This window comes from Acinetobacter kanungonis, assembly GCF_009939195.1.
GTDB classification, from domain to species: domain Bacteria; phylum Pseudomonadota; class Gammaproteobacteria; order Pseudomonadales; family Moraxellaceae; genus Acinetobacter; species Acinetobacter kanungonis.
On record NZ_JAACKC010000002.1, the window covers coordinates 408,283 to 426,365 of the forward strand.

At 45.2% G+C, this 18,083-nt stretch carries 13 protein-coding genes, 2 tRNA genes and 3 rRNA genes; 13 read left to right on the forward strand and 5 right to left on the reverse strand.

What is annotated here, in order from left to right; genetic code table 11:
- Positions 1-22: 22 nt before the first annotated feature.
- From ybeY to miaB, 3 genes are read right to left on the reverse strand one after another with little or no spacing between them, the layout of a single operon-like run.
- On the reverse strand, positions 23-505 hold the full coding sequence (ybeY, locus tag GWK51_RS06180; RefSeq protein ID WP_161933055.1) for an rRNA maturation RNase YbeY: 483 nt from the start codon (positions 503-505) through the stop codon (positions 23-25).
- Positions 506-523: 18 nt separating this feature from the next.
- Positions 524-1,600, reverse strand: a complete 1,077-nt coding sequence (locus GWK51_RS06185; RefSeq protein ID WP_100243262.1) for a PhoH family protein — start codon at positions 1,598-1,600, stop codon at positions 524-526.
- A 39-nt stretch (positions 1,601-1,639) separates the two neighbouring features.
- The gene (gene miaB, locus GWK51_RS06190) at positions 1,640-3,094 is read right to left on the reverse strand and encodes a tRNA (N6-isopentenyl adenosine(37)-C2)-methylthiotransferase MiaB (protein ID WP_161933056.1); all 1,455 of its coding nucleotides are present in this window, start codon (positions 3,092-3,094) and stop codon (positions 1,640-1,642) included.
- Between the two features lie 406 nt (positions 3,095-3,500).
- Here miaB and GWK51_RS06195 point away from each other — a divergent pair, with 406 nt between their 5' ends.
- The 5 genes from GWK51_RS06195 (at position 3,501) to GWK51_RS06215 (ending at position 8,063) form a co-directional block, all read left to right on the forward strand.
- The gene (locus GWK51_RS06195; RefSeq protein ID WP_235941095.1) at positions 3,501-5,396 is read left to right on the forward strand and encodes a lytic transglycosylase domain-containing protein; all 1,896 of its coding nucleotides are present in this window, start codon (positions 3,501-3,503) and stop codon (positions 5,394-5,396) included.
- 34 nt (positions 5,397-5,430) lie between these two features.
- Positions 5,431-6,096, forward strand: coding sequence for a ribonuclease T2 family protein (locus tag GWK51_RS06200; protein ID WP_235941085.1), 666 nt, complete (start codon positions 5,431-5,433; stop codon positions 6,094-6,096).
- Positions 6,097-6,267: 171 nt separating this feature from the next.
- On the forward strand, positions 6,268-7,254 hold the full coding sequence (locus GWK51_RS06205) for a malate dehydrogenase (protein WP_161933058.1): 987 nt from the start codon (positions 6,268-6,270) through the stop codon (positions 7,252-7,254).
- Positions 7,255-7,417: 163 nt separating this feature from the next.
- Complete coding sequence (locus tag GWK51_RS06210) at positions 7,418-7,675, forward strand: DUF2789 family protein (RefSeq protein WP_142769982.1); 258 nt, start codon at positions 7,418-7,420, stop codon at positions 7,673-7,675.
- A gap of 136 nt (positions 7,676-7,811) precedes the next feature.
- Entirely contained in the window at positions 7,812-8,063 is a 252-nt protein-coding gene (locus GWK51_RS06215; protein ID WP_100243267.1) for a DUF2789 family protein, read from the forward strand.
- Positions 8,064-8,146: 83 nt separating this feature from the next.
- Here GWK51_RS06215 and GWK51_RS06220 read toward each other — a convergent pair whose 3' ends face one another.
- Together GWK51_RS06220 and GWK51_RS06225 are read right to left on the reverse strand one after the other, a co-directional pair.
- Positions 8,147-8,674, reverse strand: a complete 528-nt coding sequence (locus GWK51_RS06220; RefSeq protein ID WP_161933059.1) for a hypothetical protein — start codon at positions 8,672-8,674, stop codon at positions 8,147-8,149.
- Positions 8,675-8,733: 59 nt separating this feature from the next.
- A complete protein-coding gene (locus tag GWK51_RS06225) occupies positions 8,734-9,336 on the reverse strand; it encodes a 2OG-Fe(II) oxygenase (RefSeq protein ID WP_100243269.1) in 603 nt (200 codons plus the stop codon).
- Between the two features lie 115 nt (positions 9,337-9,451).
- Between GWK51_RS06225 and GWK51_RS06230 the strand changes: the two genes are divergently transcribed.
- The 8 genes from GWK51_RS06230 to rrf all read left to right on the forward strand — a co-directional run.
- Positions 9,452-10,309: a 23S rRNA (adenine(2030)-N(6))-methyltransferase RlmJ gene (locus tag GWK51_RS06230; protein WP_161933060.1), complete on the forward strand. Its 858-nt coding sequence runs from the start codon at positions 9,452-9,454 to the stop codon at positions 10,307-10,309.
- 48 nt (positions 10,310-10,357) lie between these two features.
- A complete protein-coding gene (pssA, locus tag GWK51_RS06235; RefSeq protein WP_142767751.1) occupies positions 10,358-11,182 on the forward strand; it encodes a CDP-diacylglycerol--serine O-phosphatidyltransferase in 825 nt (274 codons plus the stop codon).
- A gap of 31 nt (positions 11,183-11,213) precedes the next feature.
- The gene (locus GWK51_RS06240; protein ID WP_161933061.1) at positions 11,214-12,287 is read left to right on the forward strand and encodes a DUF6670 family protein; all 1,074 of its coding nucleotides are present in this window, start codon (positions 11,214-11,216) and stop codon (positions 12,285-12,287) included.
- Between the two features lie 406 nt (positions 12,288-12,693).
- Positions 12,694-14,230, forward strand: a 16S ribosomal RNA gene (locus GWK51_RS06245).
- Between the two features lie 61 nt (positions 14,231-14,291).
- Positions 14,292-14,368: transfer RNA gene (locus GWK51_RS06250), tRNA-Ile, on the forward strand.
- 59 nt (positions 14,369-14,427) lie between these two features.
- Positions 14,428-14,503, forward strand: a tRNA-Ala gene (locus GWK51_RS06255).
- A 393-nt stretch (positions 14,504-14,896) separates the two neighbouring features.
- Positions 14,897-17,788 (forward strand): 23S ribosomal RNA (locus tag GWK51_RS06260).
- Positions 17,789-17,981: 193 nt separating this feature from the next.
- Positions 17,982-18,083 (forward strand): 5S ribosomal RNA (rrf, locus tag GWK51_RS06265); the annotation flags it as partial.

Sequence of the window (18,083 nt, forward strand, 5' to 3'; positions counted from 1 at the left end):
CCGAAGCTCGCATTTTTAAGATTTAATCTTGTTCCAGATAGGGATTGTCAAAACCCAGTTTGGCTAAAATTTCAATTTCCAGTGCTTCCATTTCTTCCGCATCTTCATCCGAAGTTTCATGGTCATAGCCCATGAGGTGTAGGGTGCCATGCACCAACATATGGGTGAAGTGGGTTAGTGCTGCCTTGTTTTGCTCTAGTGCTTCTTGCAGCACCACAGGAATACAAATCACCAAGTCACCAATCGGAAATGAGGCCAGCACCTGCGCCATTTCATCAGGCAAATCACTCGGGAAAGACAAAACGTTGGTCGGTTTGTCTTTGCCGCGATATTCTAAATTGAGTTTATGGCTTTCATCATTGTCGACACAGGCAATCCCGATTTCACAATCACTTTGGGTGTCGATATGACGTAAGCTGGTTTCAACCACTTTTTTGATATAGGCGCGTTTCAGCACCAAGTTTGGTGACTGAAACGACTGTTGTAAGGAAAGGCTAAGTTTCAAAATGAATCCTTAAGGCGGTTAATCTTGTGCATCCGCAGCGGCATCATTTTCGGCAATTAACGCTTCTTGACGTGCTTTGCGTTCTGCACGTGCTTCGGCACTCAGGCGTTGTTGTTCGCTGTCCCAACCCTCGTAAGCTTCTACGATTTTTTGTACCAGTTGGTGACGAACCACATCACGTGAATGGAAGCGGGTAATGTGAATTTCTTTAATGTTTTCAATCACACGAAGAGTGTGTGCAAGACCAGACTGCTGACCACGCGGTAAGTCGACCTGCGTGATGTCGCCCGTAATCACGGCACGTGAACCAAAGCCCAAACGGGTCAGGAACATCTTCATTTGTTCAGGCGTGGTGTTTTGCGCTTCGTCCAGAATCACGAAAGAATGATTTAAGGTACGACCACGCATATAAGCCAGCGGTGCAACTTCAATCACTTGACGTTCAATCAACTTTGCTACTTTTTCAAAACCGAGCATTTCATACAAGGCATCGTACAAAGGGCGTAAGTAAGGATCGATTTTCTGGCTTAAATCACCCGGCAGGAAGCCCAGTTTTTCACCCGCTTCGACTGCAGGACGGACCAATAAAATCCGTTGGATTTCATTTCGTTCTAACATGTCAACTGCGGCAGCTACGGCAAGATAGGTTTTACCTGTCCCCGCAGGACCAATACCAAAGGAAATGTCACTTTGTAGAATCCGCTGAACATAGCGGCGTTGGTTTGCACCACGTGGATTAATACGACCTTTACGGGTTTGCAGATAGACATCTTCTAAACCCGTGTGCTCATTGTCAGAAAAATCTGCTTGAATTTCACGGTCAGTCTGGCTGCCTTGAATCATCATGTGGATGACGTCGGCAGTAATTTGTTGCGAGGTTTCAGCTTCTTCATGCAGACGTTGCAAGAGTGTCTCGGCTCTCTCGACTGCATCAATCTCCCCATCGATGTAGAAATAATCACCTCGATGGGAAATTTGGACATCTAGACGTTGTTCGATTTGTTTCAAGTGACCGTTATAAGCACCGAGCATGCTTTTTAAACGCTCCATTGAAATACCAGGAAAAGTTACTGTACGTCGAATCGCTGCAGTCAAGTGAGTTCCTTTATGGTAGCTTGAGTCTATACGCTTACATTACGCCACGTCAGGCTCAAGATTCAAGAGTTCACCATAAACTAAATTTAAAGTTTTAATTTCAGTGATCTCAATCTCCGCGAAACGTCCGACCCATGCTGCATCCCCAATAAATGTCACAAAACGTGTATTGTCTGCAGTACCCATCAAAACATTTGGATCTTTGTCGGAAACTTTTTCAATCAAGACACGTTGAATGGTGCCGAGCATGGCATCGGTCTTACGGATACTTGATTGCTTAATCCAGTGTTGAACTTTGGCTAGGCGATCTTTTTTCACATCTTCAGGTGTGTTGTCAGGCAATTCAGCCGCAGGTGTTCCTGGGCGTTTTGAATAGACAAAGCTGTAAGAATGATCGAAATCCATGTCTTGAATAAACTGATAAGTTTCTTCAAAGTTTGCATCGGTTTCACCAGGGAAGCCGATAATAAAATCTGAAGATAAATGCATGTCTGGGCGGACTTTACGCAACTTGGCAATTTTCTCGATATACACATCAATAGTGTGGTTCCGCTTCATGCCTTGTAACACATCATTAGAACCGCTTTGCACAGGTAAATGCAAATGTGAAACCATTTGTGGTAAATCACGGTAGCATTGAATTAAATCATCATTAAATTCAAGCGGGTGAGAGGTTGTGTAACGTAAGCGACCAATGCCCGGGATTTCAGCCACAAGGCGTAATAAGTCTGCAAAAGTACAGATATTGCCTTCAAAGGTCTCGCCACGGTAACCATTCACGTTCTGGCCTAATAGGCTGATTTCACGTACGCCTTTTTCTGCCAGCGTGGCAATTTCTGCCAACACATCGTCGAGGGGACGAGAAACTTCTTCACCGCGCGTGTAAGGCACGACACAGAATGAACAGTACTTAGAGCAGCCTTCCATAATCGAAACGAAAGCTTTGTAGCCTTCTACACGTGGTTCAGGCAAGAAATCAAACTTCTCAATGTCCGGGAATGAAATATCCACCAGTTTGATTTTTTCTTTCTTTGGTTTTTCAATCTGTTCGAAATGCTGATCCAGCATTTGTGGTAAACGGTGCAAGGTCTGTGGACCAAAAATCATATCCACATAATTGGCGCGTTTTTGGATATTGTCACCCTCTTGAGAGGCGACACATCCACCCACACCAATAATCAGGTCTGGGTTTTTATCTTTCAGTTTGCGCCAGCGACCTAGTTCAGAGAACACTTTTTCTTGTGCTTTTTCACGAATCGAGCAGGTATTCATCAGTAGAATATCGGCTTCTTTCGGATCTTGGGTGAGCACGTAACCGTGTGAATCGCCAAGTAAATCTGCCATACGGTGACTGTCATACTCATTCATCTGACACCCTTGCGTTTCGATATACAGTTTTTTAACTGAACCGTCGGCTGGGGTGTGCTGTGGCTGGGTAACAGTGTTTTCTGAAGCAGCGTTGGCACCATTCGGGATGAAGGTTTGAACCGTCATGTAGGCTCCTAACAGGGTAAAACGGAGAAACGTGTCCTCTGCATGGTTTGGGCTGGCAAGTGTTCGATGAACATCCGCGAGCGGAGAAACAGAGATAAAACACGATAGAATTTAATGAAGGCGCATATTTTAGCAGGATTTACAGAAAAACGGTCAGCTTTAAATTTCGAAGCAAAAATATTGATTTATGAAGTAAAAATGTTTGAAAATTAATATTGCCTTATCAGAAGGTTACACAACACAACAACAGCGTGGCTAGAGAATATTCTACACTAGCGACTTGAATAGCGTGTTTGCATTGAGATTGGGTCGGCTAGGTAAAATAAAGGATGAAGGCGCACATATGTTAAATCAGTGGTTACATAAGAAAAATTATTATCACGTACTTGCATGGAGTGTGGCTTCAATGGGCATCTTCGGTCATGCCTATGCGGCAGATGAACAGTTTAATGATGCGTTGCAAGCCGCCAATTCGGGCAATACGGAATTATTACAACAATATCAAATGTCCATGCAGAGTGATGTTTTGGGCTACTACCCAGAATATTGGAGTCTGAATGCCAATTTAGGTTTCCAGCCTGCCAACAATATTATCAATTTTGCGCGTCGTTATCCGCAATCGGCCATGGCCGAAAAATTAGCGGCGGACTATGTGGAAGAGAAAGTTAAACAGGCCGACTTTAGCAGTGCACAACCAGTCTTACCTTATGTGACCAATCCAGATCAGGCCGAAAGTTGTGCTGTTGCTCAAGTGCGTGCCAAAACAGGTGATTCATTGGTGTTTGCCGAATATAAAGATGTTTGGTTGACTACCAACTCGCAACCTGAATCCTGTACAGGTTTAGCACGTCAAATGCTGTCTAGTCCGTTAATGACGGAGCAGGACAAGCAGCAACGCTTATGGGTATTGTTGCGTGCAGGACAATCGGGGCAAGCAGTCGCTACCGCGCAGACGCTCGGTTTAAATCTGAGTCTGTCTCAATTGAACCAGATTCAGGCGGATCCGCTGAATTATGTCTGGTCTGCACCGAAAGCGACAGTGGAAGATCAAGCTTATCTGATTTTTGCCATGGGGCGTATGGCAGATAGCGATTTGGATGCCGCCATTGCATCGGTGCAGCGGACGGCACAAGGGACTCCTGAAGCGGTACAGAAAGCCTTATATCGTGCTGTCGGTTATATCGGCGGTACTACGGTGATGAAGAATAATTTCAAACGCGAAGTCTTGAACAATTTTGATGCCAGTTATGGCCTGCCATTTAGTCCTGAAGAAGCGGAAATTTATGCCCGTCAAGCCATTCGCTTTAGTGCGTGGGAAAGCCTGATTCGTGCGATTGATGCCATGAGTGTCAATCAAAAGCAAGAAGACCGTTGGCAGTACTGGCTGGCTCGTGCTTATGAGCAGCGTAATGATGCCAGTGCCAAACGTGCTGCGCAGGATATTTTCCGTAAACTGGCGCAAGGGGATCAGTATCATAATTTATTGGCGAAAGATCATGTGGGACAGCGCTATAGCTCTATTCCTTCCAATGTGCAGCCAAGTAACAGTGACATCCAGCGTTTAAGCCAAGATATTCATTTTAATCGGGCATTTACCTTACGTAATGTCAATGCACCGGATAGCTATGTGAATCGCGAATGGAACTGGGCCGTGCGTCAAGCTTATCTCAAACATGATGATGGTTTGTTGCTTGCCGCAGCCAAGCGTGCCACCGATATGGGCTGGTATGATCGTGCTATTTATGCCGCAGACCGTACTGAAAATAAGCATAACTATGCTTACCGTTATGCCATGCCACATCAGAGTTATGTGGTCAGCCATAGCCAGAATGCAGGCATTGATCCTGCGTGGGCTTATGGGTTAATGCGTCAGGAAAGTCGTTTTGTCTCCAGCGCACGCTCGCATGTCGGGGCGGGCGGTTTAATGCAAATCATGCCAGATACCGCGAGACTGGTTGCCAAGCAAATGGGTGAAACCTATAATCCAGCCGCTTTGTCGGATATGAATACCAATATTCGCTATGGAACGTTTTATCTGTCGATGATCAATGGGCAGTTAAGCAGTAATCCAGTCTTGGCGACAGCAGGTTATAACGCAGGACCCAATCGGGCGCGCCGTTGGCAGCCTGATGACCGTCCATTAGCGGCAGACCAATATACGGAAACCATCCCGTTGAGTGAAACGCGTGACTATGTGAAACAGGTCATGACCAATGCCACGCATTATGGTGTTTTATTGGGGCAGGGGGCGCAGTCGATTGGAAATCGCATGCAAGTGATTCCTTATCGTGCTACGCCTTAAAATTATTGTATAAGCACTTAAAGGTTTAATCTTGATGTGGTTTGATGTTGTTGAACAGACATACTTGAAAGGCACCCTGCTCACACTGAGCGGGTTGGGCTTATCTGTCTGTTCACTCACAACCTCGGCAGGCTCTTCTGCTGCCACGCAGGGCTATGTCATGGAAATTCAAATGACCCCTGCGGCATGCATGATGGATAGTCAACGCAGCAAGAAACGTAAGTGTCTGGAAGGCTATTCGCTGAATATTGTGGGATTGTTGCCTGTCACAACCGAGCGAGATTGTGATACCTCAACCTCAGCCGCACTTTCTCCGTTACAAGCCAAAGTGGTGGCGCGAGTGATGCCCGACGAGAATGCGCGGGTGCAGCTTTGGCAGTCAATAGGTGGCTGTGTGCCGATGGGGGCGAGTCAATATTTTCGCACCATCATTAATTATGCCGAACGTTTAAAAATTCCCGCAGAATTGTCCAGCCCTGAAACGCGGACCTTGCCGCAAAATCATATTAAGCTTCAGTTTTTACGCCTGAATCCGAGTTTGCCAAGCACAGGCATTCAGTTGGGTTGTCAAAGTTATCGCGGTGAAAACTTCTTGACCAAAGTCAATATCTGCTACAAAACCAATGGTCAGTATAAACAATGCTCGACCGCAGTCGTCAGCAATTGCCCAAGTCAGATCACCATTAAAGGCTCATATTAATTTTTTTGTGACTGGCGATTTATATTTCCTATCAGACTTTTGTTGAAATTGACGCTCTTTTTTATGCATATCCTTGAGGATTGGAGTACAATCTTTGCCGTTTATGATAATTCGATGAAAACGGACAGACCCGTTTAATCATATTAACGATCCTCAATTGGAGATAATTACATGAAGCAACCTGTTCGCGTTGCCGTTACTGGCGCAGCTGGTCAAATCGGTTACAGCTTATTATTCCGTATCGCTAGCGGTGAAATGCTTGGTAAAGACCAACCCGTTATTTTGCAATTGTTAGAAGTTCCATTTGAGAAAGCTCAAGCTGCGCTTAAAGGCGTAATGATGGAATTAGATGACTGTGCTTTCCCATTATTGGCTGGCATGATCGGTACTGATGATCCTAAAGTTGCATTCAAAGATGCTGACTACGCGTTATTGGTTGGTTCACGTCCACGTGGTCCTGGTATGGAACGTGCTGACTTGTTAAAAGTGAACGGCGAAATCTTTATTGGTCAAGGTCAAGCACTGAACGAAGTTGCTAGCCGTGACGTTAAAGTGTTGGTTGTAGGTAACCCTGCAAACACTAATGCTTACATCGCAATGAAATCTGCTCCAGATCTTCCAGCGAAAAACTTCACTGCAATGTTACGTCTTGACCACAACCGTGCGTTAACTCAACTTGCTCAAAAAGCGGGTGTTGCTGTTTCTGACATCGAAGACATGACTGTTTGGGGTAACCACTCTCCAACAATGTATGCTGACTACCGTTTTGCTAAAGTAAACGGCGAAAGCTTAAAAGACAAAATCAACGATGCTGCTTGGAACAAAGACGTATTCCTTCCAACAGTTGGTAAGCGTGGTGCTGCAATCATCGAAGCACGTGGTCTTTCTTCTGCTGCTTCTGCTGCAAACGCTGCAATCGACCATATGCGTGACTGGGCGCTTGGCACAAACGGCAAATGGGTAACGATGGGTATCCCTTCTGACGGTTCTTATGGTATTCCTGAAGGCGTAATGTTCGGTTTCCCTGTAACAACTGAAAACGGTGAATACAAAATCGTTCAAGGTTTAGAAATTGACGAATTTAGCCGTGAGCGTATCAACTTCACTCTAAACGAGTTAGAAGAAGAACGTGCAGCAGTTGCTGACATGGTGAACTAATTTAATCTTCTTAGATTAAGTTAAAAAAGCACTCCATTGCGGGGTGCTTTTTTTATGGCTGAAGAGAACCAACAAAAAATAACATGCTGAAAAAATATACAGAATGATTTTAATTTGTCATTCCGTTACCTTGAAAAGAGAACAAGGACGCGAGGGCAGAATGATGTTCGATGTACAACCCACCCTAGAACTGCTATTTGAACAGCTCGGTTTAAACGCCAGCGAAAGCGATATCGATCTATTTATCCGTGAGCATCAACTGGGTGCTGATGTCGAGCTGCATCAAGCCAGTTTTTGGAGCGATGCACAGCGTGAATTTTTGCACAGTCATTGGGACAAAGATGATGAATGGGCAATCGTGATTGATACCTTAAATGAGCAGCTACATGAAGATACAGGAACCATGAATATTAGTGGTTAATACAGGCTGTAGGGCTTTGGCGTAGTACACAAAAAACTACAACAAAGTCGCTACAGCCTCTTTTTTTGTCTGTGTATTTCTTATAAGTTAAGTAAATAATAAATTACAGATGAATTGATAAGGGGTAGGGAAAACTATGACAAACCATCCATCCTTAGAACTACTGTTTTCACAATTAGGTTTGGCAAACAGTATGGCAGCCATCGAGCTGTATGTCCGTACACATCAACTCCCTGCACATTTGTCTTTGCATGAAGCGCCGTTTTGGAATAAGTCACAGCGTGATTTTTTGATTAGCCATTTGGTACAAGATGACGATTGGGCAATCTGGATTGATGAATTGAATCAACAACTTCATATGGATGCTTATAAGTTACAAACCGCTTAATGTGCTATTCCGCTATTAAAAGTAATTGCCCAATGTGTATAGAAAAAAGCGCCGATTGTGGCGCTTTTTACTGGTGTGGTGTCTTAATGCAAATTCTGCTGTGTGAGCTGTACAAACCATAAAGTTTCACGGTACGCCTCAAATGCTGGATGCTGATGCAATAAGAACGAATCAAATTCAGCGGTCTGGCTATATTTCTTTAACCAATGGCGGCTCATGGCATCTTCATTCTTGCAAGCACTGGCATAGGCAAGCAAGAAATACACATCACCATGCTCATGTACGGTCAGCGGTTTTAAAATTTGCTGGGTAATGAGGGCAAAACGCTGCTCTTTGGTGATTTCAAAGTACAACATATAGGCTTTGGCTAAATGCAAAGACAAATTCAAGTAAGTAAGTAGCGGCATTTCCTCAAATTCAATCCGCCCTTGCTCGAGTAGTACAATCGCTTCTTGCAAGAAATGCAGTTGTTCCTGACGTACACGGCTTATAGTCACCAATGCTAAACGCAGGTCCGCACGTTCTAACGCTAACTCTGGGGTATTACCTTCCAAATACATTTGGTCAGTCTCACCAATTCGCGCAATAATTTGCTTGGCATCTTTCAGCATCAGTACTGTCCTCTTCAGTTAAGTGGCTTATATGTGGTCATTTGGAAAAATTTAAAGGTTTACCAAATTGAGTTACCACTTCTTAACCAAGCGGTAATCGAAAGACGTTGCTGTTTGGCTTCAATCACTTCGTGCAGCAAATCACTTTGAAACAGAGCAATGCGATTGGGTTGAGGATTAATCAGATGCCATTCGCCATGCTTGTCTTGAAGTCGAAGCTGACCACCCCAGTCGTCCTGCCAAGCCTCATGTAAATAGTAAACCACGGAGATGACACGGTCATTTTTCTTCTGCGGATTGTCACGATGCAGCGCATAAAACTCGCCTGCATGATAGCAAGCAAAATGTGCCTCAACTTCACGAATGCCGAAGTAGAATGCTTGGTTGAGTTGCTCAGACAGCAAGGACAACGTATCCACATGTTGTTGTGCGACAGACAATTCTGGATGAATCCAGAGAATATGGTCGCTACGAATTTTACTGACGACCCCATTTTGAATTGCGGCTTCACGAAATTGATCTAAATGTGAGGTGCATTCTTTGACTAAATCGTTGACATATTCGGCTGGATAGGCCTGATCAATCAGTGCAAAACCCTGTTGATCAAGATCATTCAGGACTTGATCAATATTCCATGATGCGGGAAGCTTGGAAGCAAGCATAAAAGCACAACTCAAAACAAGAAAACAGTACCGCTTTATTCTAGAACAACATAAGCATCGGAACGAAACTATTTTTCATGCTAAAATACCCATTGATTTTAGGAATTAAACAGAAATGAATTACCGTCACCATTTCCATGCAGGCAACTTTGCCGACGTCATGAAGCATGTGTTATTGCTACAGCTTTTGACTCGACTCAATGCAAAAGATAAACCATATCGCTATGTTGATACGCATGGTGGTGCGGGTAAATACGATTTATCTTCTTCAGAAGCACAAAAATCAGGTGAATTTTTAAATGGTATTCACCGTTTAGTAAAACTGGATGATTCGGTTAAACGTACTGCGCCTGAAGGGGTTCAGCAATATTTAAAAATTGTTGAAAAAATGCGTGGTAATTTCGGTAAAGGTGCTTACCCAGGTTCACCGTGGTTTGCGCTGGAAGGTATGCGTGAAATGGATAAAGCGACCATTTTTGAAATGCAACGTGATGTCTTCCAGCAATTACGTCATAACATTCATGACAAACGTGCGGGTCTGCATGAGCGCGATGCCTATGAAGGCTTACTGGGTGTGATTCCACCGAAGGAAAAGCGCGGTTTGGTCATGATTGATCCACCATACGAGCTTGAACGTAAAGACTTCCCACAATTGGTGGAGTTGTTGGTTGCAGCTTATAAAAAATGGCCGACAGGTGTGTTTGCAGTTTGGTATCCAATCAAAGACCGCGCCATGATTGAACGTTTTGAAAAGAAAATGTTTAAGACAGGCATTCGCCGTCAGTTAGTCTGCGAAGTGTGTGTATGGCCAGATGACACCCCAGTCGGCTTAAACGGTTGTGGTCTGTTGGTGATCAATCCACCTTGGAAATTCTCTGAAGATGCGGATGAAGCGCTACAATGGTTGTTCCCGCATTTACGTATGCAAGAAAATGGCGGACATGCCGCAGTACGTTGGTTGGTTGGCGAATAATCGCAAATAGACAGTAAAAAATTAGGTTGCAGATTAGGATATAAAACAATGACAAATAGCTCTAAACCTGAACGCGAGTTAAATGCGCCAGAGCATGACTACGATGGGATTACCTTCGAAGTTGTGGAAGAGGAGCACACGCAAGAAGGGCAGAAAGTCAAACGTCGTGGTATCTATCTGTGGCCGAATTTAATTACCACAGCCGCATTGCTTTCGGGTTTTTACTCAATTATTGCCAGTATGAATGGTGAATTTACGCAAGCCATTTATGCAATTTTTCTCGCGGCCTTGTTTGATGGTTTGGATGGTCGTGTAGCTCGTGCCATTGGTGCGCAAAGTGCTTTTGGCGAACAGTTTGATTCGCTGTCTGACATGCTGGCGTTTGGTGTTGCTCCAGCTATTCTCATGTATAGCTGGAGTTTGCATGACTTAGGGCGTATTGGTTTAGCCTGCTGTTTTGTCTATACCGCTTGTGCAGCCTTTCGTTTGGCACGCTTCAATGTACAGATTGGCGTGGTAGACAAGCGTTACTTTATTGGGGTAGCCAGTCCATTGGCTGCTGTCATGATTATTTCGATGGTGTGGGTCGGGCGTGATTTTCCCAATATCTTCGATTTAAACGAGTTGGGTATCCAGATTGTCAATGCAGTCATTATTGTGGCAGTCGGATTATTGATGATTTCCAATATTAAATACTACTCATTTAAGAGTGTAGACCGTAAACGTGTGCCGTTTGCAGTATTACCAATCGCGGTATTTATCCTTGCTGCCATGACTTACAACATTCCAGTCGGTATTTTAGTGATTTCAATCATTTATGCACTTTCTGGTTTTGTTACCACTTTCCTTGCTCGCAAACAAAGTGTGAGCTAAGCATGGACTAAGCGTGATGAGGAGCTAGACGATGCAATTGTTCCAAGATTTTTTAGATCGATCCAAACAATTGAATCTGGCTCCCAAAAAGTCACGCTTAAACTTTCATGTTCCTACGCGTCAATATAAATTTGTCTACTTTGGCGTGATCTTGCCCAATCTTCCTGCTCCTTTACATTACTTTAATTTTATTGGCTTAATGGGGGCTGCACATGCACCGATGCTACGCAATGAAAGTGCGCTGCAAACTCATGCCATAGATACCGCAACCATTTTATGTAGTAGCAGCCCACATATGGTTGGACAGTTACATAGCTATGCCATGGCACAAGACTGTATTTTTTCAAAGGGGCTCCTGCAATTCTCTAGTCAAGAACAGGTTCTGGGAAATTTACCCAATTTAGAAATTCAGCGAGAAGACAGTGAATTAAGTTGCCAGCTTTCGCTGCATAGTACTTCACAGATCAATTATTTTAATAAGATGCGGATGGGGTTAGCAGAACACTGGTCGACCCGATGCTTTTGTGAAGGTTCAATTGTATATAAAGAGCAAAAATTTAAAATTTCCCAATACGGGGTATTTGAATTTGCCCGAGCCATTCAGTTTCCTTATCTGCCACTTGCATTTTTTACCTATCAAATTATTCAACTCAATAATGGTGATCAACTGCTATTGGCACAAACGAGGGACAGTTTTAATCGGATTGTGCAATCTCGGATTTATCTAAAATACGCCCAAGTCGAACGAATCGAACTTTTTGATGAGGGTGTGCAATTTAAAGTTCACCGCGTGTACCCCAAAGTAATCACCCCCAATGGTCAAGCGATGTATTTGCCTCGGGAATTTGAATGGCATTATCAAAGTAAGCGAGGGGAGATCATTCAGGTACAGGCACAAAGTCGCGGGGATTTTAAATTTGGATTGGCTGCAGGTTATGTAGGCAGTTTCAAATATCAAATTAAGATCAATTCACGAGAAGAATACGGTGAAGCGGGCTATTGTGAATATGTCGATTGCCGTACATTGAAGTGGCAAGAGAAAAATCAGGATGAAAAAATATTAGATGATTTCGCGAATTCTGTGCCTTTTATGCTCAAAAAATAACATTAAAAGCCAATTTTGAGCATTAATTAAGCATATAAACGCTTTTTTTGNCTGTAGAATGCACATCCATCGGCGGTGATGCAGATAAAAACTTGTTGATTAACAATGATTTAGCTTAAGGGTTGAATTTTTAGATTGATTGAATGAGTTTTAAAAAATATCGAAATTACCTGTTGACTTTGATTTAAATTAGAGTAACATAGCCGACCTAGCTTGATGATGACGAATCATCGAGANAGATCATTAAGAGATTATGAAGAACAACTTGTGTGGATTTTTACTGGTTGATCAATCGAATATATTTTCATTGATAATTGGTAGAAATTTCTCGAAGTTTATTTGAGCAAATTTTTTGTCAGTAATTGATGAGCCAAGATTGGTACCCTTTAAGGTGCTACAAAGTATTAAACTGAAGAGTTTGATCATGGCTCAGATTGAACGCTGGCGGCAGGCTTAACACATGCAAGTCGAGCGGAGCGAGGGTGCTTGCACCTTAGCTTAGCGGCGGACGGGTGAGTAATGCTTAGGAATCTGCCTATTAGTGGGGGACAACATTCCGAAAGGAATGCTAATACCGCATACGCCCTACGGGGGAAAGCAGGGGATCTTCGGACCTTGCGCTAATAGATGAGCCTAAGTCGGATTAGCTAGTTGGTGGGGTAAAGGCCTACCAAGGCGACGATCTGTAGCGGGTCTGAGAGGATGATCCGCCACACTGGGACTGAGACACGGCCCAGACTCCTACGGGAGGCAGCAGTGGGGAATATTGGACAATGGGCGGAAGCCTGATCCAGCCATGCCGCGTGTGTGAAGAAGGCCTTTTGGTTGTAAAGCACTTTAAGCGAGGAGGAGGCTACTTAGATTAATACTCTAGGATAGTGGACGTTACTCGCAGAATAAGCACCGGCTAACTCTGTGCCAGCAGCCGCGGTAATACAGAGGGTGCGAGCGTTAATCGGATTTACTGGGCGTAAAGCGTGCGTAGGCGGCTTTTTAAGTCGGATGTGAAATCCCCGAGCTTAACTTGGGAATTGCATTCGATACTGGGAAGCTAGAGTATGGGAGAGGATGGTAGAATTCCAGGTGTAGCGGTGAAATGCGTAGAGATCTGGAGGAATACCGATGGCGAAGGCAGCCATCTGGCCTAATACTGACGCTGAGGTACGAAAGCATGGGGAGCAAACAGGATTAGATACCCTGGTAGTCCATGCCGTAAACGATGTCTACTAGCCGTTGGGGCCTTTGAGGCTTTAGTGGCGCAGCTAACGCGATAAGTAGACCGCCTGGGGAGTACGGTCGCAAGACTAAAACTCAAATGAATTGACGGGGGCCCGCACAAGCGGTGGAGCATGTGGTTTAATTCGATGCAACGCGAAGAACCTTACCTGGTCTTGACATACAGAGAACTTTCCAGAGATGGATTGGTGCCTTCGGGAACTCTGATACAGGTGCTGCATGGCTGTCGTCAGCTCGTGTCGTGAGATGTTGGGTTAAGTCCCGCAACGAGCGCAACCCTTTTCCTTATTTGCCAGCACTTCGGGTGGGAACTTTAAGGATACTGCCAGTGACAAACTGGAGGAAGGCGGGGACGACGTCAAGTCATCATGGCCCTTACGACCAGGGCTACACACGTGCTACAATGGTCGGTACAAAGGGTTGCTACCTCGCGAGAGGATGCTAATCTCAAAAAGCCGATCGTAGTCCGGATTGGAGTCTGCAACTCGACTCCATGAAGTCGGAATCGCTAGTAATCGCGGATCAGAATGCCGCGGTGAATACGTTCCCGGGCCTTGTACACACCGCCCGTCACACCATGGGAGTTTGTTGCACCAGAAGTAGCTAGCCTAACTGCAAAGAGGGCGGTTACCACGGTGTGGCCGATGACTGGGGTGAAGTCGTAACAAGGTAGCCGTAGGGGAACCTGCGGCTGGATCACCTCCTTAACGAAAGATTGACGATTGGTAAGAATCCACAACAAGTTGTTCTTCATGACGATGTATCTGAGGGTCTGTAGCTCAGTTGGTTAGAGCACACGCTTGATAAGCGTGGGGTCACAAGTTCAAGTCTTGTCAGACCCACCAAATCTGATTGACTAAGCAATTAGTACAGAACACAGAAACATTGATCGAAATGATAAGCTGGGGACTTAGCTTAGTTGGTAGAGCGCCTGCTTTGCACGCAGGAGGTCAGGAGTTCGACTCTCCTAGTCTCCACCATCACATCGCGATGCGATGAGCTAAGAAACAAGCAAACGATGTATTAGATTATAGAAATTAATAAGAAGTTAGCGTATTATGCGCGTCTTGTTAACTTCTGTGATTTATCACAGTATCTAGACCTGACGAAGGCTAGATAAATCATTAACAGATTAGAAGATTGAGTCTGAAATAAATTGTTCACTCAATAACGAAGAGAGAGGAAGAAATTCTTTGATCTAAGTTGATTGAGAACTAGCAAAAACACTGAATCAAGCGTTTTGGTATATGAATTTAGATTGAAGCTGTACGGTGCTTAAGTGCACGGACAACGAACTGTAAGAGATGAATGAGAGATCATTGATCACTGTCTTATTACTACTTGTAGGTAATAACGACTGTTTGGGGTTGTATAGTCAAGTAATTAAGTGCATGTGGTGGATGCCTTGGCAGTCAGAGGCGATGAAAGACGTAATAGCCTGCGATAAGCTCCGGGGAGGCGGCAAATATCCTTTGATCCGGAGATTTCTGAATGGGGGAACCCACCTACTATAAGGTAGGTATTGCAACATGAATACATAGTGTTGCAAGGCGAACGAGGGGAAGTGAAACATCTCAGTACCCTTAGGAAAAGAAATCAATTGAGATTCCCTCAGTAGCGGCGAGCGAACGGGGAAAAGCCCATTAAGTCATATCAGTTTTAGTGGAATGCTCTGGGAAGTGCAACCATAGTGGGTGATAGTCCTGTACACGAAAGGGCTGATATGATGATGTCGAGTAGGGCGAGGCACGTGAAACCTTGTCTGAATATGGGGGGACCATCCTCCAAGGCTAAATACTCCTGACTGACCGATAGTGAACCAGTACCGTGAGGGAAAGGCGAAAAGAACCCCTGTGAGGGGAGTGAAATAGATCCTGAAACCGCATGCATACAAGCAGTGGGAGCCGACTTGTTCGGTGACTGCGTACCTTTTGTATAATGGGTCAGCGACTTATATTCAGTAGCGAGGTTAACCGTTTAGGGGAGCCGTAGGGAAACCGAGTCTTAATAGGGCGTATAGTTGCTGGGTATAGACCCGAAACCAGGCGATCTATCCATGAGCAGGTTGAAGGTTGGGTAACACTAACTGGAGGACCGAACCCACTGTCGTTGAAAAGCCAGGGGATGACTTGTGGATAGGGGTGAAAGGCTAATCAAGCCTGGTGATAGCTGGTTCTCCCCGAAAGCTATTTAGGTAGCGCCTCGGACGAATACCATAGGGGGTAGAGCACTGTTTCGGCTAGGGGGTCATCCCGACTTACCAAACCGATGCAAACTCCGAATACCTATGAGTACTATCCGGGAGACAGACTGCGGGTGCTAACGTCCGTAGTCAAGAGGAAAACAATCCAGACCGCCAGCTAAGGCCCCAAAATCATAGTTAAGTGGGAAACGATGTGGGAAGGCATAGACAGCTAGGAGGTTGGCTTAGAAGCAGCCACCCTTTAAAGAAAGCGTAATAGCTCACTAGTCGAGTCGGCCTGCGCGGAAGATGTAACGGGGCTAAAACTATGTGCCGAAGCTGCGGATTTGACAATAGTCAAGTGGTAGGGGAGCGTTCTGTAAGCCGATGAAGGTGGATTGAGAAGTCTGCTGGAGGTATCAGAAGTGCGAATGCTGACGTGAGTAACGACAAAACGGGTGAAAAACCCGTTCGCTGAAAGACCAAGGGTTCCAGTCCAACGTTAATCGGGGCTGGGTGAGTCGACCCCTAAGGCGAGGCCGAGAGGCGTAGTCGATGGGAAATTGGTTAATATTCCAATACTTCTGTGTAATGCGATGAGAGGACGGAGAAGGTTAAGTCAGCCTGGCGTTGGTTGTCCAGGTGGAAGGTTGTAGGCATGTATCTTAGGCAAATCCGGGGTACTCTATGCTGAGAACTGATAGCAAGCTGTACTTGTACAGTGAAGTGGCTGATACCATGCTTCCAGGAAAAGTCTCTAAGCTCCAGTTACACAGGAATCGTACCCGAAACCGACACAGGTGGTCAGGTCGAGTAGACCAAAGCGCTTGAGAGAACTCTGCTGAAGGAACTAGGCAAAATGGTACCGTAACTTCGGGAGAAGGTACGCTGCTGACGGTGATGGGACTTGCTCCCTGAGCTATTGGCAGCCACAGAAACCAGGCCGCTGCAACTGTTTATTAAAAACATAGCACTCTGCAAACACGAAAGTGGACGTATAGGGTGTGATGCCTGCCCGGTGCTGGAAGGTTAATTGATGGGGTTAGCGTAAGCGAAGCTCTTGATCGAAGCCCCAGTAAACGGCGGCCGTAACTATAACGGTCCTAAGGTAGCGAAATTCCTTGTCGGGTAAGTTCCGACCTGCACGAATGGCATAATGATGGCGGCGCTGTCTCCAGCAGAGGCTCAGTGAAATCGAAATCGCTGTGAAGATGCAGTGTACCCGCGGCTAGACGGAAAGACCCCGTGAACCTTTACTGCAGCTTGACATTGAACTTTGACCTTACTTGTGTAGGATAGGTGGGAGGCTTTGAAGTTGGAACGCCAGTTCCAATGGAGCCGTCCTTGAAATACCACCCTGGTAATGTTGAGGTTCTAACTCTGTCCCGTTATCCGGGACGAGGACCATGTCTGGTGGGTAGTTTGACTGGGGCGGTCTCCTCCTAAAGAGTAACGGAGGAGTACGAAGGTGCGCTCAGCGTGGTCGGAAATCACGCGTAGAGTATAAAGGCAAAAGCGCGCTTAACTGCGAGACCCACAAGTCGAGCAGGTACGAAAGTAGGTCTTAGTGATCCGGTGGTTCTGTATGGAAGGGCCATCGCTCAACGGATAAAAGGTACTCTGGGGATAACAGGCTGATACCGCCCAAGAGTTCATATCGACGGCGGTGTTTGGCACCTCGATGTCGGCTCATCTCATCCTGGGGCTGAAGCAGGTCCCAAGGGTATGGCTGTTCGCCATTTAAAGAGGTACGCGAGCTGGGTTTAGAACGTCGTGAGACAGTTCGGTCCCTATCTACCGTGGGCGCTGGAAATTTGAGAGGATCTGCTCCTAGTACGAGAGGACCAGAGTGGACGAACCTCTGGTGTACCGGTTGTGACGCCAGTCGCATCGCCGGGTAGCTATGTTCGGAAGGGATAACCGCTGAAAGCATCTAAGCGGGAAGCCTACCTCAAGATAAGATTTCCCTAGGACTTTATGTCCTCTAAAGAGCCGTTGAAGACTACGACGTTGATAGGTTGGATGTGGAAGCATAGTGATATGTGAAGCTGACCAATACTAATTGCTCGTGAGGCTTGACTATACAACACCCAAGCAGTTGTATATAAAGCTTATATCGATTCATAAAAGATCAGTTAATCCTGATCTGAAACAAAGAACTTGATTTAGTGAAAGCTAGAACATAAAATTCGACTCAGTTAACTAATCCGTTAATAACTCATTTGGAAAAAACCTTAGCAATACGTAAGACTAAGCGAGTATCCATAAACAGTTGTGCTGGCGACAATAGCAAGAGTGAACCACCTGATCCCTTCCCGAACTCAGAAGTGAAACCTCTTAGCGCTGATGGTAGTGTGGGGTTACCCATGTGAGAGTAA